The organism is Pseudophaeobacter sp. EL27, assembly GCF_900313025.1.
Lineage (GTDB): Bacteria > Pseudomonadota > Alphaproteobacteria > Rhodobacterales > Rhodobacteraceae > Pseudophaeobacter.
Map to the genome: position 1 here is coordinate 370668 of NZ_OMPQ01000013.1, position 14690 is coordinate 385357.

Sequence of the window (14690 nt, forward strand, 5' to 3'; positions counted from 1 at the left end):
TCAGTGTCCCCCTTAAGATTTCTGGAACATGGCAAGCATGCGCCGGGTGACGAGGAAGCCACCAAAGATGTTGATACCGGCCATAAAGACCGACAGGGCTGCCAGCAGGATCACCAGGAAACTGCCTGATCCGATCTGCATCAAGGCCCCAAGGATAATGATCGAAGAGATCGCATTGGTCACCGCCATCAATGGCGTGTGCAGGCTGTGAGCCACGCCCCAGATCACCTGGAAGCCAATGAAGACCGAAAGCACAAAGACGATAAAGTGCTGCATGAAGCTGGCAGGCGCCACCAGACCAACCGCCAGCAGCAATGCGCCGCCCACAGCCAGCAGAGTGACCTGATTTTTGGTCTGTGCCTTAAACGCCGCCACTTCTTCGGCGCGTTTCTCTTCCGGCGTCAGCTCTGGCACCACCTCTTTGGGTTTGGCGGCAATCGCGGCCACTTTGGGTGGCGGTGGCGGGAAGGTGATTTCGCCGCCATGGGTGACGGTGGCGCCACGAATGACGTCGTCTTCCATGTCATGGTTGACCTGACCATCTTTTTCAGGTGTCAGATCCGCCATCATATGGCGAATATTGGTCGCATAGAGCATCGAAGACTGCGCTGCCATCCGGCTGGGGAAATCGGTATAGCCGATGATGGTCACGCCATTCTCGGTCACGATCTTCTCATCCATCACGGTGAGTTTGCAGTTGCCGCCCTTCTCCGCCGCCAGATCAACAATGACCGAGCCCGGCTTCATCGCCGCGACCATTTCTTCGGTCCAGAGCTCAGGCGCTTCGCGGTTGGGGATCAGCGCGGTGGTGATGACGATGTCCACCTCTGGTGCCAGTTCCAGGAACTTAGCCAGCTGGGCGTCGCGGAACTCCGGGCTGGAGACCGAGGCATAGCCACCGGAAGCAGCGCCATCGGCCTGCTCTTCTTCAAAATCGAGATAGACAAATTCGGCGCCCATGCTCTCGACCTGTTCGGCCACTTCGGGCCGCACATCAAAGGCCAGGGTGATCGCACCGAGGCTGGCTGAGGTCCCAATTGCGGCAAGACCGGCAACGCCTGCGCCAACCACCAGAACCTTGGCCGGGGGCACCTTGCCCGCCGCCGTGATCTGTCCGGTAAAGAAGCGACCAAAGTTGTTGCCTGCTTCGATCACCGCGCGGTAGCCCGCGATATTGGCCATGGACGACAGTGCATCCATTTTTTGGGCGCGCGAAATACGAGGCACCATCTCCATGGCGACAACGCTGGCGCCTTTGGATTTGGCCAGCTCAAGCCCCTCTTCATTCCCACCGGGATTGAAGAAAGAGATCAGTGTTTTTTTCGAATTCAACCGCTTCAGTTCAGCCTCATTTGGCTGACGCACCTTGGCGATGATATCCGAGGCCTTCCACAGGGCGGCAGCGGTCTTGATGATTTCAACACCGGCCTCCTCATAGGTGGCATCGCTAAAGCCGGCCGCCAGGCCTGCACCGCTCTCAATCGCGCATTCATAGCCCAGTTTCTGCAGCTGACGCGCAGAATCCGGCGTCATAGCGACACGCGCCTCGCCGTTGATCACCTCTTTGGGTGTTCCAATTTTCACCTTGTCGGTCCCCCTCGTACTGCCCGCCCCGGCATCGCCCGGGTACGGATCGCAAACATTATGACTATCCTGCGCAATATATTTGCGCAATGGTTTCGCTGCGTCGCCGCATTTCACTGCCGCGTTGCCGCAATTCTGCACCACTCAACAAAACTGGTGCGGATTCTGCAACCGGCCCCTGAAATGGCACTACAATTGAAATGTTAGAGCCCTGCTCGTTTTTACCGCTCCGGACGCTTGGCCCTGTCCTCTCTTTTTCCTCTAGGCCCAGCGCCGGACCTTCTGTTCATAGCGCACCCAATCAGCTCGAAAGACCCGCCGCATTCGGTTTTCCTCGCCAATAATGAAGCGCTTTTCCAGGATCCAGGTCAGCACCGGGATCAAGGGCAGCGCCAGAACCGCGTCAAAGTAGAGGATCAGCCCCGCCAGCACCATGACATCGCCCAGATAGATCGGGTTGCGACTGCGGGTGAAAATGCCGGACTGCACCAGCTTGCTGGGCGTTTCATGCGGCATCACCGTGGTTTTCTGGCGCCGCATTTCGGTCACTGCAAGAGCCATCAGAACCAGCCCGCCGCCCACCAGCAGCCCCCCCAGAAGATCTGCCCAGACCGGGCCAAAGCCCAATCCCATCGGCAGATACTGCGCCTGACACCAGGCTAAGACGACAAAGCCAGCCAGCCAAACCGGAGGAAGGTCGATCCATTTCATTCCATGTCTCTTTCCTCAAAGCCGCAAAGCAGAGCTGCAGGGCTAATTTGCGGCACCTTTCCCAGATCCCCAGGAAAGGTCCAGAGTTTTAGCAATTTCCGCCCCGATAAAAGAACAGTATGCCTGTTTTTAAAGCCCTGTCACAACTTCGTTCCCTGACCGGCGCTGAACCTGACCCCCAGCGGTACAAATCCCTAGGCTCAGCGGGTCATATTGACCTATTCCCATTCCATCTCTTCAAAAACGCGACCGGCGTTCTTGGTTGCCAGCTCATCAAAAGTGTCCAGCCCGCGCCAGTCTTGCTGATCGACGTAATAGGCGCTCGCCAGATCGCCGCCCTCTTCGATATGCGCGCCAATCTTGCCACGCAGATCGTTGAGATAGTCCAGCGTATAGCGACGTACCTGATCAAAATTGGTGGGATGACCATGGCCCGGAATCACATAGGTCGGCGCAATCGGCTCCAGTTTTTCCACCCAGGTCTCTACCCAGCAGCTGGTGCAGGTATGGGGAAAGATTGGCAGCATGCGCTCATGAAAGGCGATATCGCCGGCAATCATGATCTTCCACGCCGGGATCCAGACCTGCACATCACCCGGATCATGGGCCGGCCCCAGATGCAGCACCTGGATCTCCACCCCGCCGAGGCTCAGATCATAGCGATCATCAAAGCTGATATTGGCATGTTCCATCCGGCTGTCACCGGCGCGATCCTTATTGTAGGCCTGCATGCGCTGCAAAATGAAGTCGCCGTTTTTCTGTGTTTCGGCAATGGCATCGACATGGCCCAGAATATCGACACCCTGATCGCGCCAATAGCCATTCCCCAGTACCGCATGGCCCTGGCCATTCTCGTTGATGACCAAAACAACCGGCTGATCCGTCACCGCCTTGATCTCACCGTGCAGGGCCGCGGCCAGCGCATCCGAGGCGCCCGAGTTGATCACCACAACGCCTTCATCCGTCACAATGAAAGAGAGGTTGTTGTTGTGGCCGGCGTTTTCATAGGTCGGTGGCGCGGTGGCCCCGATGGCGGAAAACACATGCGGGATCACCTCTACCGGCTTGGAATAGAGCTCGGACTGGGGGTACTGATCGGCAATATCCTCGCTGGCAAGGCCTGCCACTGGCAGCCCCATAACAAGTGCTGTGAGCCCAGCGGCACAGAGTGGCGCCACGCGCCCGGTCAACGCGGTTTCCGTCATGTCATCCTCCCATTTGGTTCGCCCAAATCATTCACACTTGCGAATATGATTGTAAATAGATTTTCCGCCCCGCCCCTGCCTCTGTGACGGAACGGCGCGCTTGCGCGGGGCGGCAGCGCCGATACCCTGCAACAAACAGGAGGAGACAAAGATGGATTTGAACGGGAAACACGCATTGGTCACCGGTGGCGGCACCGGCATCGGGCTTGCCATTGCCAAGGCCCTGGCGGAACAGGGGGCACAAGTCACGATCACGGGGCGTCGCCAGGAGGTGCTAGAAGAAGTCGCAACTCAGGGCCTGCACCCCATGGCGATGGATGTGCGCAATGAAGACGACATCGTTGCCAAGGTCGCCGCCGCTGTTGAGGCCCGCGGCCCGATCCAGATCTGTGTTGCCAATGCCGGCGTCGCCGAGGGCAAGGCCCTGCACAAGACCTCGATGGAGTTTTGGCGTAACATGATGTCGACCAATCTGGACGGCGCCTTTCTGACCATTCGCGAATGCCTGAAATCCATGCATCAGGCGGACTGGGGCCGGATCATCACGGTGGCCTCAATTGCAGGCTTGCGCGGATTGAAGGGCGGCGCCTGCTATAGCGCCAGCAAACATGGCATGATTGGCCTCACCCGGGCGCTGAGCGAAGACTACATGGGCAGCCAGATCACCGCCAATGCCATTTGTCCCGGCTATGTCGACACCCCAATTGTCGACCGCAACATCAGCTCCATCGCCACCCGGGCGGGCATCAGCGAAGAGGAAGCGCTCAAGGTCATGGTCAATGCCAACCGCCACCAGCGCCTGATCGAACCCGAAGAGGTATCGGCAGCGGCTATGTGGCTTTGTGGTCCCGGCTCACAGTCGATCAACGGTCAAACGATCGAGATTGCAGGCGGTCAGACCTGATGAAGCTGACACGATGAACCGCACGGAATTCAACCAATTCTGCGCCACCTTTCCGGCTGCGGAACATGTGGTGCAATGGGGCAATTCCGACGTCTGGAAAGCAGGCGGCAAGCTCTTTGCCGTCTGCGGCTGGGCCGATGGGGACGACGCCTTTACCTTCAAGGCGGGCGAGATCGCCTTTGAGGTGCTGCAAACACGCCCCGGTGTGCGCCCAGCGCCCTATCTGGCCTCGCGCGGGATGAAATGGCTGCAGCAATTTGCCGAGGATGGCCTGACGGATGAGGAGCTGCGCAACAGTATCACGCTCTCCTATCAGATGGTCACGGCAGGCCTCTCCAAAAAGAAACGCGCCGCACTGGGTATCCCTGAGCCCGGATCCATTGGCTAGGGAGCATCAACTGACACTGGACAGGTCAGATTGGATCGGATACGAAATACGAAAAAGCTTTAAGCTTGAAGCAACCCAGGATCCTGCGAGGCTCTCATGACTGATTTTGCCGCCACCAAAGCGATGTTCGACCTGCCCGAGGGGATGATCTACCTCGATGGAAACTCTTTGGGTCCGCTGCCCAAAGCCACCAAGGATCGCGTCTCCTCGATGATTGAGGACGAGTGGGGCAAGATGCTGATCACCGGCTGGAACAAGGCCGGCTGGATGCAGCAACCCACCGAAATGGGGGATCGTATCGGTCGGCTGATCGGCGCGGAAAAAGGCCATGTGATGATGGGGGATACCCTGTCGATCAAGGTCTATCAGGCCGTTGCCTCAGCGCTGGAGATGAACCCGGAGCGCCGCGTGGTGCTGTCTGACAATGGCAACTTCCCGTCTGATCTTTATATCGTGCAGGGGTTGCTGAAATCGCTGGGCAGTGTTTATGAGCTGCGGGTGGTGAACCCCGAGGATGTCGCTGACAACATCACGGATGAGATTGCCGTCTTGATGCTCACGGAAGTAGACTATCGAAGTGGGCGCATGCACGACATGAAGGCCCTGACAGAGCTGGCCCATGCAAAAGGCGTGGTGACAGTTTGGGATCTGGCGCATTCCGCTGGCGCCCTGCCGGTGGATCTGGCCGAATGCAGGGCTGATTTTGCCGTGGGTTGCTCGTATAAATACCTCAACTCCGGCCCCGGCGGCCCAGCCTTCATCTATGTCGCGCCACGCCACATCGATACCGCGCGCCCTGCCCTGTCCGGCTGGCTGGGACATGAAGCCCCCTTTGCCTTTGATCTGGACTATCGCCCGGGCACCGGCATTGAACGGATGCGCGTTGGCACCCCGCCGATGATCCAGCTGGCGGCGCTTAGTGCCTCTATGGATATCTGGGATCAGGTCGATATGCAGGCCCTGCGCGCTCAGTCCATTGCGCTGTGTGATCGCTTCATTGCCGGCATTGAAGCCAGCTGCCCTGAGTTGACCCTGGCCTCCCCCCGCGATGGCGCGGCCCGCGGCAGTCAGGTCTCCTTTGCCTTTGAAGAGGGCTATGCAGCGATGCAAGCGGTGATTGATCGTGGCGTCATCGGGGATTTCCGCGCTCCGGATATCATGCGCTTTGGCTTTACCCCGCTCTATATTGACGAAGGTGATGTCGACGGCGCCGTGGCAATCATTGCCGATGTGATGAACAACCGCCTCTGGGACAAGCCTGAGTACAAAATCCGCGCGGCTGTGACCTGATGGCCCCCCTTGGCACAAAGGCATTGCCCCTGTGCCGGCCCTTTGGCTGGGTGGCGCTCTGGCGTCGCCTCGCCCAATGTGGCGCGCTGAACAAAAGGATCCCTACCTTTCCCTAAAAACGATAACTTTAAGGAAAAGGAGGGATCCGATGAGTGATTCCAAGACCCAGGGCCAGAGCTGCCCCTTTAACCCGGCGGATGACGGCGCCCAGATGGATTTTGATGGGCGCATGTCTTATGGCGACTACCTGTCGCTGGACCTGCTGCTGAATGCACAAAAAACCTGGAGCGATACCCATGATGAGATGCTCTTCATCATCCAGCACCAGACATCAGAACTGTGGATGCGCCTGGCCATTCACGAGCTGCAGGCAGCACGTGCTCGGCTGATCAAGGGCGAGGCCCGCCAGGCCTTCAAGATGCTGGCGCGGGTGGCGCGGATCTTTGAGCAGCTGAACTCTGCCTGGGATGTGTTGCGCACCATGACCCCATCCGATTACACTGCCTTTCGCGATGCTCTGGGGCAAAGCTCGGGCTTTCAGTCGCACCAGTACCGGCTGATTGAATTCATGCTGGGCAACCGCAACAAGGCAATGCTGAAACCCCATGCCCACCGCCCCGACCTGGTGGCGCTGTTGGAGGCCGAACTGGCCCAGCCCTCCCTGTATGATGTGGCGCTGCGGGCGCTGCACCAGCGTTTCGCCCTGCCTGAGGAGGTGATCAATCGCGACCTTTCTGCGGGTTATCAGGCCAGCGAAGCGGTTGAAGCCGCCTGGTCAGAAGTCTATCGCGCCCCCGATGCCCATTGGGAGCTCTATGAGCTGGCAGAGAAACTGGTGGATTTTGAGGACTACTTCCGTCGCTGGCGCTTCAACCATGTCACCACTGTGGAACGGGTCATTGGCTTTAAACGCGGCACCGGTGGCACCGGCGGGGTGAACTATCTCAAACGCATGTTGGAGGTGGAGCTTTTCCCCGAGCTGTGGCACCTGCGCACCACGCTCTGAAGCCGGAAAATGGAGACGGGGGGCTCCCGCCCGTCTCGCAGCATCAAAGATGCCTCATCCCGTTGGGCCCGGCGCCGCGCTGACGCGCGGCGCGGCAGCCTACGGCGGCCAGTGCTCCGCTTTGACACAAGCCTAAGAATGGTTGACAGGTCTTGTGCCTGCAGGTGTCAGAGCTTCGGCGCAAAGTGCCGCGTAGCTCGCCACTCCGGCCTGATAGGCTGCATAGGACTGGGAGGTGTGTTTCACCCCCTTCAGGCAGGCACAAAACAGACGCCCTATCGTTTCAGCATCACTGGTCAACACCACCTGGCCCCGCGCGAATTCCGAGGTCAACCAGGCCGCATAGAGGGCCTGCAGGCGCGCCTCCCCCTCTTCAATCATATCCCCAGCCACATTCATGGTCGCTTCCAACAGCTCCATCCCATGCGCCGAAGACATCATCGCCTCCATGCTTTCGCCGCCATGGGCCGCAAAGGCCCGCGCCAGGCGTTGGTGAAGCGTGACCTCCTCGGCCAGGGCCAGTGTGATCTTCATCGAGGCCTCTGTGTAATAGCTTTCGACCAGCGCTCGGAAAATCGCTTCTTTGTTTTTGAAATGCAGATAGAGCGCCGGGCGTGACATGCCCGCGCCCCGCGCGATGTCATCCATTGAGGTTTTACGAAACCCATAGGCCGAGAACCCCGCCCAGGCGGCGGCAAGAATGCTTTGAGTCTTGGTGTCAGGTGCAGAAAAAGTCATGCCCACGCTTCTGACAGTTTAGCAAGTTTTTGTCAATTGACACAGTGACACTTTGCGTGCATTTTGTCAGAAACCCCGGACCCAGCAAAGAGGCCAGTCCCATGTCAAAAACGCTCCGTATCAATGGCAAGACCCATGAGGTGGATCTGCCCGATGATGTGCCCCTGCTCTGGGTGTTGCGCGATGAGATCGGCCTGACCGGTACCAAATTTGGCTGTGGTGTGGCCGCCTGCGGGGCCTGCACCGTCCAGGTGGATGGTGAGGCCATACGGTCCTGCCAGCTGAGCCTCGGCGATGTCGAGGGAGAGGTGACCACAATCGAGGGTCTGGGCACACCAGACAATATGGCCAAGATCCAGGAGGCCTGGGTCGCACATCAGGTGGCGCAATGTGGCTACTGTCAGTCCGGCCAGATCATGCAGGCGGCCAGCCTGCTGGCGGAAAACCCCGCCCCCAGTGACGCAGAGATTGACGAGGCTATGCAGGGCAACCTGTGCCGCTGTGGCACCTACCCGCGTATCCGCGCGGCCATCCACTCCGCCGCCAAAATGATGCAGGAGGCCTGACCCCATGGCCAGCTTGAAAAAAATCGCCCGTCGCAGCTTCCTTGTCGGCTCTGCTGCCATTCTGGGCGGCGTTGCCTTTGGCACCTATAAATATCACCAGCCCGCCCCCAACCCGCTGGAACCGGGCAAAGACAAGGCGGTACTGAATCCCTTTGTCTTTGTGGATCAGTCTGGCGTTACTCTGATTGCACCTCGGGCCGAGATGGGCCAGGGCGTGCGCAGTTCCTGGGCGGCACTGATCGCCGAAGAACTGGACGTGGATCCGGGCCAGGTCACTGTCATCCACGGCCCTGCAGCCAAGGCCTATTACAACAGCGCCATGATGGCCGAAGCCCTGCCCGGGCGTGGCTATAACGCCAGCGACTTCCAGCACTCCCTGGGTCAGGTCGTGGGGAATTTCTCTAAATTCCTTGATCTGCAGGTGACGGGCGGGTCCTCATCGATGAAAGACGGGTTCACCCGGATGCGGCTGGCCGGTGCCAGTGCCCGTGAAACCCTGAAGGAGGCTGCGGCACAACGACTTGGCGTCGCGCGTGCGCTCTTGGAGACCAAGGACGGTCAAATCCTGGCCCCCGGCGGTGTAACGCTCTCCTATAGTGAATTGGCCGCTGAGGCCGCTGACATTGAGCCACAAGAGGCTGAGCTGCGCCCTGCGGCCCAGTGGAAATACATCGGCAAGCCAGTACCGCGTATTGATATGCCGGCCAAGGTCACCGGCACCGCTGGTTTTGGTGTTGATACCCGCATTGACGGCATGAAATTCGCCGCCATCAAGCAAAACCCGCATTTTGGCGCGGGCATGCGCAGCTTTGACGCCGCTGCGGCCAAGGAGATGGCCGGAGTTGACGAGATCCTGGACCTGGGCGATGCGGTTGCCGTTGTGGGCTCCAACACCTGGCTGGCGCAACAGGCGGTGGAGGCCATCGAGGTCGACTGGGAGCCTGCGAGCTATCCTGAAACCACCGACGCCATCTTTGCCGAGATCGAAGCCGCTTTTGATGGTTCCGCCAATTCTACCCTGCGCGATGATGGCGACGTGGATGAGCTGCCCGAGGGGGCCGAGCTGATCGAGGCCGAGTACCGTGTTCCCTATCTGGCCCATGCCACCATGGAACCGATGAACGCAACTGCGCTTTATACGGGGGATACGCTGGAGATCTGGGCGCCCAACCAGGGGCCAACGATTGTGCAGAAATCTGCTGCGGCACTCACGGGATTGGAAACTGAGGCGGTGACCGTCAACACCACCTATCTGGGCGGAGGCTTTGGCCGCCGTATCGAGGTGGACTATTGCAACCGCGCCGTTCAGATCGCCCAAAAGCTCAAAGGCACCCCGGTGCAGCTCACCTGGTCGCGCGAAGAAGACATGCGCCAGGACTACTACCGCCCCGGCGCCATTGGCCGCTACCGCGCCGCCGTCATGGATGGCAAGGCGCTCATGGTGCATGGCAAGATCGCTGCCCAGTCCACCACCCAGGAAGGTGCTGGCCGGATGCTGGGCCTGCCAATGTCCGGCCCGGACAAGGGCCATGTGGATGCTGCCTTTAATCAGCCGCTGGCAATCCCCAATTTCCGCGTCGAGGGCTATATCGCCAAGCCGATGATCCCGGTGGGGTTCTGGCGCTCGGTGGCGGCCTCCTTCAACGGATTCTTCTCGGACAGCATCATTGACGAAATGGCCCATAAGGCCGGGCGCGACCCGCTGGAGTTCCGCCTGGAACTGGCCCGTGCTGAGTGGGCCCCCGCGGCCAAGGTATTGGAATCCGTCCGCGATATGTCTGGCTGGAGCGGTAAAACGCCGGAAGGCATCGGCCGTGGCGTCGCCCTGGTCTACAGCTTTGGCACCCCCGTAGCGCAGGTCATCGAGGTTGCAGATCGCGACGGGGATATCGCCATCACCAAGGCCTGGATTGCCGCCGATCTTGGCCTGGCCGTGGATCCGCAAAACACCGAAGCGCAGCTGTTTAGTGGCCTCGCCTACGGGCTGTCGGCGGCCTGCTTTGGCGAGATTACCTTTGAGGGTGGCGCGGTAGAGCAGGAGAACTTCCCCGATTATGACGCCATGCGCATGCCGAGTATGCCCGCCGTCGAGGTCGCGGTCTTGCAAAACCAGAAACACATGGGCGGCGCAGGGGAGCCCGGCACCCCGCCTGCAGCACCAGCACTGGCCAATGCCCTCTTTGACCTCACCGGGACACGCGCGCGGGAGCTGCCCCTGAGCAAGCGTTTCAACTTTGCCTGAACCAACCTTGTATGATGCATAAAACCAAAGGCCCGCACCGAAACATTTTCGGTGCGGGCCTATTGGGATCCAGAGACATTCACCAGCCGTCTTGGCCCAGGTCAACGCCAAAGGTCACGCCTAATGCCTCTTTCTAATCGCCCTGTTGTCAGCCTGCTTCCTGCAATCCACCGATCTCAGGTATCCCATTTGCCCAGGCATGGACGGCCGCGCCAAAAGCCTGGAACAGCGGTCTGGAAACCGGATCGTTGTTGGCATCCCATTCCGGATGCCATTGAACCGAAAGGGTAAAGCCAGGGGCGTCGCGCACATAGATTGCCTCGGGGGTACCATCTGGCGCTTGGCCATCAATCACAATGCGCGCACCTGGCGTTTTGATACCCTGGCCGTGTAGGCTGTTGGTCATGACCTCGTCGGAGCCAAAGACGCCGCTAAACACGCCACCAGCCGTCATTTTCACCGGATGGCGCAGGGCAAACTTCTCTTCCAGGGTGCCGTCAGGGGGCATCCGGTGGTTCATCCGTCCGGGCAGATCGCGGATCTCCGGGTAGAGCGTCCCGCCCATGGCCACATTGACCTCCTGAAAACCCCGGCAAATCCCCAGAAACGGCTGGCCCCGTTCGACACAGGCCCGCACCAGCGGCAGAACAATCGCATCACGGGCGCGGTCAAAGGCGCCATGCGCTGCGGTCTCCGCCTCACCATATTCATTGGGATGCACATTCGGGCGCCCACCTGTGAGCAAAAAACCGTCAAAGCTCTCCAGCAGCTCATCGACTGACAGGAAGCGCGGGTCGGAGGGGATCAGCAGCGGCATACAACCAGCGACCTCGGCCACGGCCTCTGAATTCATGGTGCCACCGGCATGGGCCGGGTATTGATCGTTGAGCAGGTAGGAATTGCCGATAATGCCGACTTTGGGACGCGCCATGGGGACTCCGAATTAGATACACAACAAAGCTAAGGCCTTGCCCGGGATCCCGCAAGCACCCAAGCCATGGGATCGCGCGCAAGCGGGTGTTCAATTCTGCACGCCCTGACGTCATTAGGAACGATGTGGCGCAAAACAGGGCGGGTGAGACACAGTCTTCAAGCCTGAATTGAGAAAGGGCGCCGCAAATCGCGACGCCCCTATCACAGTGTTCAGGCCGGGGTGCGCTCAGATCTCGCCAATGAGGCCCGCCGCTTCGATCCCTGCCATGGCAGCAATCGCATCGTTGTCAGAGGTATCGCCAGTGACGCCAACTGCGCCAATGACTGCACCCGCATCATCACGCAGCAGCACGCCGCCGGGGACAGGGATGACCTGACCGCCGTAGACACCGTTTACCGCTGCCATAAAATAGGGTTGCGCTTCGGCCCGCGCCATCTGTGCAGTGCCGGCCATACCCAGCATCACTGCACCGTAAGCCTTGCCATGGGCGATGGCAAAACGACCGGGCGCAGCACCGTCTTCGCGGGCAAAGGCCTGCACATGGCCGCCGCCATCCAGCACCACTGCGGACAGGGGTTTCAGCCCCATTTCACGGCCCTTGGCCAGGGCTGTGTTGATGATCGTCTGGGCGGATTGCAGGGAGACTGTCATGGTCGTGTCCTTTTGGTCAGGATCTGAAATAGGAAAAGGGGCAGGAATATCCCTGCCCCGGTCGTAAACTGTATCTTAGCTTGCGGCCTTGAGTTCAAGGCGACGGGCATGCAGCACCGGTTCGGTATAGCCCGAGGGCTGGATACGGCCCTTGAACACCAGATCACAGGCCGCCTGGAAGGCGATACCGTCAAAGCCTGGCGCCATTGGCGAATAGCTTGCATCGCCTGCGTTTTGCTGATCCACCACGGCGGCCATCTTTTGCATCGCTGCCATCACCTGGGCCTCCGAGACCACCTCGTGGTGCAGCCAGTTGGCCAGCGCCTGGCTGGAGATCCGGCAGGTGGCGCGGTCTTCCATCAGGCCTACATCGTTGAGATCAGGCACTTTTGAACAGCCAACCCCCTGATCAACCCAGCGCACCACATAGCCCAGGATCCCCTGGGCATTGTTCTCGATCTCGCGAGTAATCTGTTCCTCGGACAGGTTCTGCCCCTGCATCACCGGCACCGTGAGCAGATCTCCCAGAGTGCCACGTGGACCAGCTGCGCGCAGCGCATCCTGATGGGCGAGCACATCAAACTGATGGTAGTGGGTGGCATGCAGCGTGGCGGCGGTTGGCGAAGGCACCCAGGCGCAGGTGGCTCCGGATTTGGGATGGCCAATCTTGGCGGCCAGCATCTCGCCCATCAGATCAGGCATGGCCCACATGCCTTTGCCGATCTGCGCACGCCCCTTCAGGCCACAGGCCAGACCGATGTCGACATTGCGATCCTCATAAGAGGCAATCCAGGGGGTGCTCTTCATCTCGCCCTTGGGCAGCATCGCCCCTGCCTCCATCGAGGTGTGGATCTCATCCCCGGTACGGTCTAGGAAACCGGTGTTGATAAAGGCCACGCGCGATTTGGCCGCCCGGATACAGGCCTTGAGGTTCACGCTGGTGCGGCGTTCCTCGTCCATGATACCGATCTTGACGGTATTGGCGGGCAGGCCCAGCGCCGCTTCGACATGATCAAAGATGCGGCAGGCAAAAGCGACCTCTTCGAGGCCGTGCATCTTGGGCTTCACCACATAGACCGACCCCTTGAGCGAATTGCCGCCCTCGGCCTGCAGGTCATGCATGGCAATCATCACGGTGATCATCGCGTCCAAGAAGCCTTCGCCGGCCTCCCGCCCCTCGCTGTCCAGAACCGCAGGGTTGGTCATCAGATGGCCAACATTGCGTACCAGAAGCAGCGAACGCCCCTTCAGGCTGGCGGCCTCTCCCGCTGCGGAGGTATACGCCAGATCTCCATTCAACACGCGGGTAAATGTCTTGCCGCCCTTGCTGACCTCTTCGGCCAGATCCCGTTTCATCAGGCCCAGCCAGTTTGAATAGGCAACCACCTTGTCCTCGGCATCGACACAGGCGACCGAGTCTTCGCAGTCCATGATGGTGGAGAGCGCCGATTCCAAAGTGATATCGTTGATACCAGCGGCATCAGTGGCGCCGATGTTGCCTGCGCCGTCCACCTCGATCACCGCATGCAGGCCGTTGTTTTTCAGCAGCACCCGCGTTGGGGCCTCTGCGGCACCCACATGGCCGGCAAACTGCGTGGCATCCTTTAGCGTCGGCAGCAAAGCGCCATTGGCAACAGACAGGCCGGTGATGTCACTCCAGGAGCCGCTTTGCAGCGGGAAGGTCTCATCCAGGAAGCTGCGCCCCCAGGCAATCACCCGGGCACCGCGCGCTGCGTCATAGCCACCGCCGGCCGGCAGGTCACCCATGGCATCGGTGCCATAAAGCGCATCATAGAGCGAGCCCCAGCGGGCATTGGCGGCGTTCAGCGCAAAGCGGGCATTGGTGATGGGCACCACCAGTTGCGGGCCGGGGGTGAAGGCAATCTCAGCATCGACATTCTCGGTTTCGATCTCAAAGTCTTCCCCTTCGGGCAACAAATACCCGATCTGGCGCAAAAACGCCTGGTAAGCAGCTGCATCCTGCGGCGCGCCACGGTTGGCCACATGCCAGGCATCAATCTGCCCCTGCAGATCGGCGCGCTTGGCCAACAAGGCACGGTTTTCATCGCCCATACCATTGACCAGCCCAGCCAACCCAGCCCAAAAGGCCGAGGCCGAAACACCGGTGCCGGGCAGTGCCTTGCTTTCAATGAACTCCGCCAAATGGGCTGCAACCTGCATGCCTTCGATGGTGCGCATATCGCTCATTGATTTTCTCCTTACCCTCTGTCGATCCTGTTTCCCCGATACAGGAAAAGTTTCCTATCAGCAACAGATGCGGTAAAAACATTTTACCAATTACAGCGAGGCTGTTTCAAAATTTTGAAGCAAATCATACCAGACTTCAAAAAGGAGAGGAAAATGCCATCCAGTTTTGCTCGTATTTTCCATGTCACACGCTTGCCCGGCTCTGCGCCATTGCCTACCACTAGGGCAACAAAAGACACAAACCCCCGACCTGCCTCATGGTC

13 protein-coding genes are annotated in these 14690 nt (G+C 59.7%); 6 read left to right on the forward strand and 7 right to left on the reverse strand.

Going from position 1 to position 14690, the window contains the following annotated elements; translation table 11 throughout:
* Nucleotides 1–12: 12 nt before the first annotated feature.
* The 3 genes from ED661_RS16920 to ED661_RS16930 all read right to left on the reverse strand — a co-directional run bounded on the left by ED661_RS16920 (nt 13) and on the right by ED661_RS16930 (nt 3434).
* On the reverse strand, nt 13–1584 hold the full coding sequence (locus ED661_RS16920; RefSeq protein WP_122075500.1) for a Re/Si-specific NAD(P)(+) transhydrogenase subunit alpha: 1572 nt from the start codon (nt 1582–1584) through the stop codon (nt 13–15).
* A gap of 261 nt (nt 1585–1845) precedes the next feature.
* Entirely contained in the window at nt 1846–2295 is a 450-nt protein-coding gene (locus ED661_RS16925; protein WP_122075277.1) for an isoprenylcysteine carboxylmethyltransferase family protein, read from the reverse strand.
* A 218-nt stretch (nt 2296–2513) separates the two neighbouring features.
* The gene (locus ED661_RS16930) at nt 2514–3434 is read right to left on the reverse strand and encodes an MBL fold metallo-hydrolase (RefSeq protein WP_122075501.1); all 921 of its coding nucleotides are present in this window, start codon (nt 3432–3434) and stop codon (nt 2514–2516) included.
* 217 nt (nt 3435–3651) lie between these two features.
* Here ED661_RS16930 and ED661_RS16935 point away from each other — a divergent pair, with 217 nt between their 5' ends.
* From ED661_RS16935 to kynA, 4 genes are all read left to right on the forward strand, one after another.
* Nucleotides 3652–4404, forward strand: coding sequence for an SDR family NAD(P)-dependent oxidoreductase (locus ED661_RS16935; RefSeq protein ID WP_122075279.1), 753 nt, complete (start codon nt 3652–3654; stop codon nt 4402–4404).
* A 13-nt stretch (nt 4405–4417) separates the two neighbouring features.
* Nucleotides 4418–4792, forward strand: coding sequence for an MmcQ/YjbR family DNA-binding protein (locus ED661_RS16940; RefSeq protein WP_122075281.1), 375 nt, complete (start codon nt 4418–4420; stop codon nt 4790–4792).
* Nucleotides 4793–4888: 96 nt separating this feature from the next.
* The gene (gene kynU, locus ED661_RS16945; RefSeq protein WP_122075283.1) at nt 4889–6082 is read left to right on the forward strand and encodes a kynureninase; all 1194 of its coding nucleotides are present in this window, start codon (nt 4889–4891) and stop codon (nt 6080–6082) included.
* Nucleotides 6083–6230: 148 nt separating this feature from the next.
* Nucleotides 6231–7088, forward strand: coding sequence for a tryptophan 2,3-dioxygenase (gene kynA / locus ED661_RS16950; RefSeq protein WP_122075285.1), 858 nt, complete (start codon nt 6231–6233; stop codon nt 7086–7088).
* 132 nt (nt 7089–7220) lie between these two features.
* Here kynA and ED661_RS16955 read toward each other — a convergent pair whose 3' ends face one another.
* Nucleotides 7221–7826, reverse strand: a complete 606-nt coding sequence (locus tag ED661_RS16955; protein ID WP_122075287.1) for a TetR/AcrR family transcriptional regulator — start codon at nt 7824–7826, stop codon at nt 7221–7223.
* Nucleotides 7827–7927: 101 nt separating this feature from the next.
* Here ED661_RS16955 and ED661_RS16960 point away from each other — a divergent pair, with 101 nt between their 5' ends.
* Both ED661_RS16960 and ED661_RS16965 read left to right on the forward strand, forming a co-directional pair.
* Entirely contained in the window at nt 7928–8392 is a 465-nt protein-coding gene (locus ED661_RS16960; protein WP_122075289.1) for a (2Fe-2S)-binding protein, read from the forward strand.
* A 4-nt stretch (nt 8393–8396) separates the two neighbouring features.
* Nucleotides 8397–10634, forward strand: a complete 2238-nt coding sequence (locus ED661_RS16965) for a xanthine dehydrogenase family protein molybdopterin-binding subunit (RefSeq protein ID WP_122075291.1) — start codon at nt 8397–8399, stop codon at nt 10632–10634.
* Nucleotides 10635–10782: 148 nt separating this feature from the next.
* Here the strand turns inward: ED661_RS16965 and ED661_RS16970 are convergent, their stop codons facing one another.
* From ED661_RS16970 to ED661_RS16980, 3 genes are all read right to left on the reverse strand, one after another.
* Complete coding sequence (locus ED661_RS16970) at nt 10783–11565, reverse strand: gamma-glutamyl-gamma-aminobutyrate hydrolase family protein (protein ID WP_122075293.1); 783 nt, start codon at nt 11563–11565, stop codon at nt 10783–10785.
* 228 nt (nt 11566–11793) lie between these two features.
* Entirely contained in the window at nt 11794–12219 is a 426-nt protein-coding gene (locus tag ED661_RS16975) for a heme-binding protein (RefSeq protein ID WP_122075295.1), read from the reverse strand.
* A gap of 75 nt (nt 12220–12294) precedes the next feature.
* On the reverse strand, nt 12295–14427 hold the full coding sequence (locus ED661_RS16980; RefSeq protein ID WP_371412454.1) for a malate synthase G: 2133 nt from the start codon (nt 14425–14427) through the stop codon (nt 12295–12297).
* Between the last annotated feature and the right edge of the window lie 263 nt (nt 14428–14690).

Bases quoted from the DNA above. Each gene is read 5' to 3' on its own strand.
- ED661_RS16925 (WP_122075277.1), bottom strand. From the start codon at position 2,295: ATGAAATGGATCGACCTTCCTCCGGTTTGGCTGGCTGGCTTTGTCGTC.
- ED661_RS16930 (WP_122075501.1), bottom strand. From the start codon at position 3,434: ATGGGGCTGCCAGTGGCAGGCCTTGCCAGCGAGGATATTGCCGATCAG.
- ED661_RS16935 (WP_122075279.1), top strand. From the start codon at position 3,652: ATGGATTTGAACGGGAAACACGCATTGGTCACCGGTGGCGGCACCGGC.
- ED661_RS16940 (WP_122075281.1), top strand. From the start codon at position 4,418: ATGAACCGCACGGAATTCAACCAATTCTGCGCCACCTTTCCGGCTGCG.
- kynU (WP_122075283.1), top strand. From the start codon at position 4,889: ATGACTGATTTTGCCGCCACCAAAGCGATGTTCGACCTGCCCGAGGGG.
- kynA (WP_122075285.1), top strand. From the start codon at position 6,231: ATGAGTGATTCCAAGACCCAGGGCCAGAGCTGCCCCTTTAACCCGGCG.
- ED661_RS16955 (WP_122075287.1), bottom strand. From the start codon at position 7,826: ATGACTTTTTCTGCACCTGACACCAAGACTCAAAGCATTCTTGCCGCC.
- ED661_RS16960 (WP_122075289.1), top strand. From the start codon at position 7,928: ATGTCAAAAACGCTCCGTATCAATGGCAAGACCCATGAGGTGGATCTG.
- ED661_RS16965 (WP_122075291.1), top strand. From the start codon at position 8,397: ATGGCCAGCTTGAAAAAAATCGCCCGTCGCAGCTTCCTTGTCGGCTCT.
- ED661_RS16970 (WP_122075293.1), bottom strand. From the start codon at position 11,565: ATGGCGCGTCCCAAAGTCGGCATTATCGGCAATTCCTACCTGCTCAAC.
- ED661_RS16975 (WP_122075295.1), bottom strand. From the start codon at position 12,219: ATGACAGTCTCCCTGCAATCCGCCCAGACGATCATCAACACAGCCCTG.
- ED661_RS16980 (WP_371412454.1), bottom strand. From the start codon at position 14,427: ATGAGCGATATGCGCACCATCGAAGGCATGCAGGTTGCAGCCCATTTG.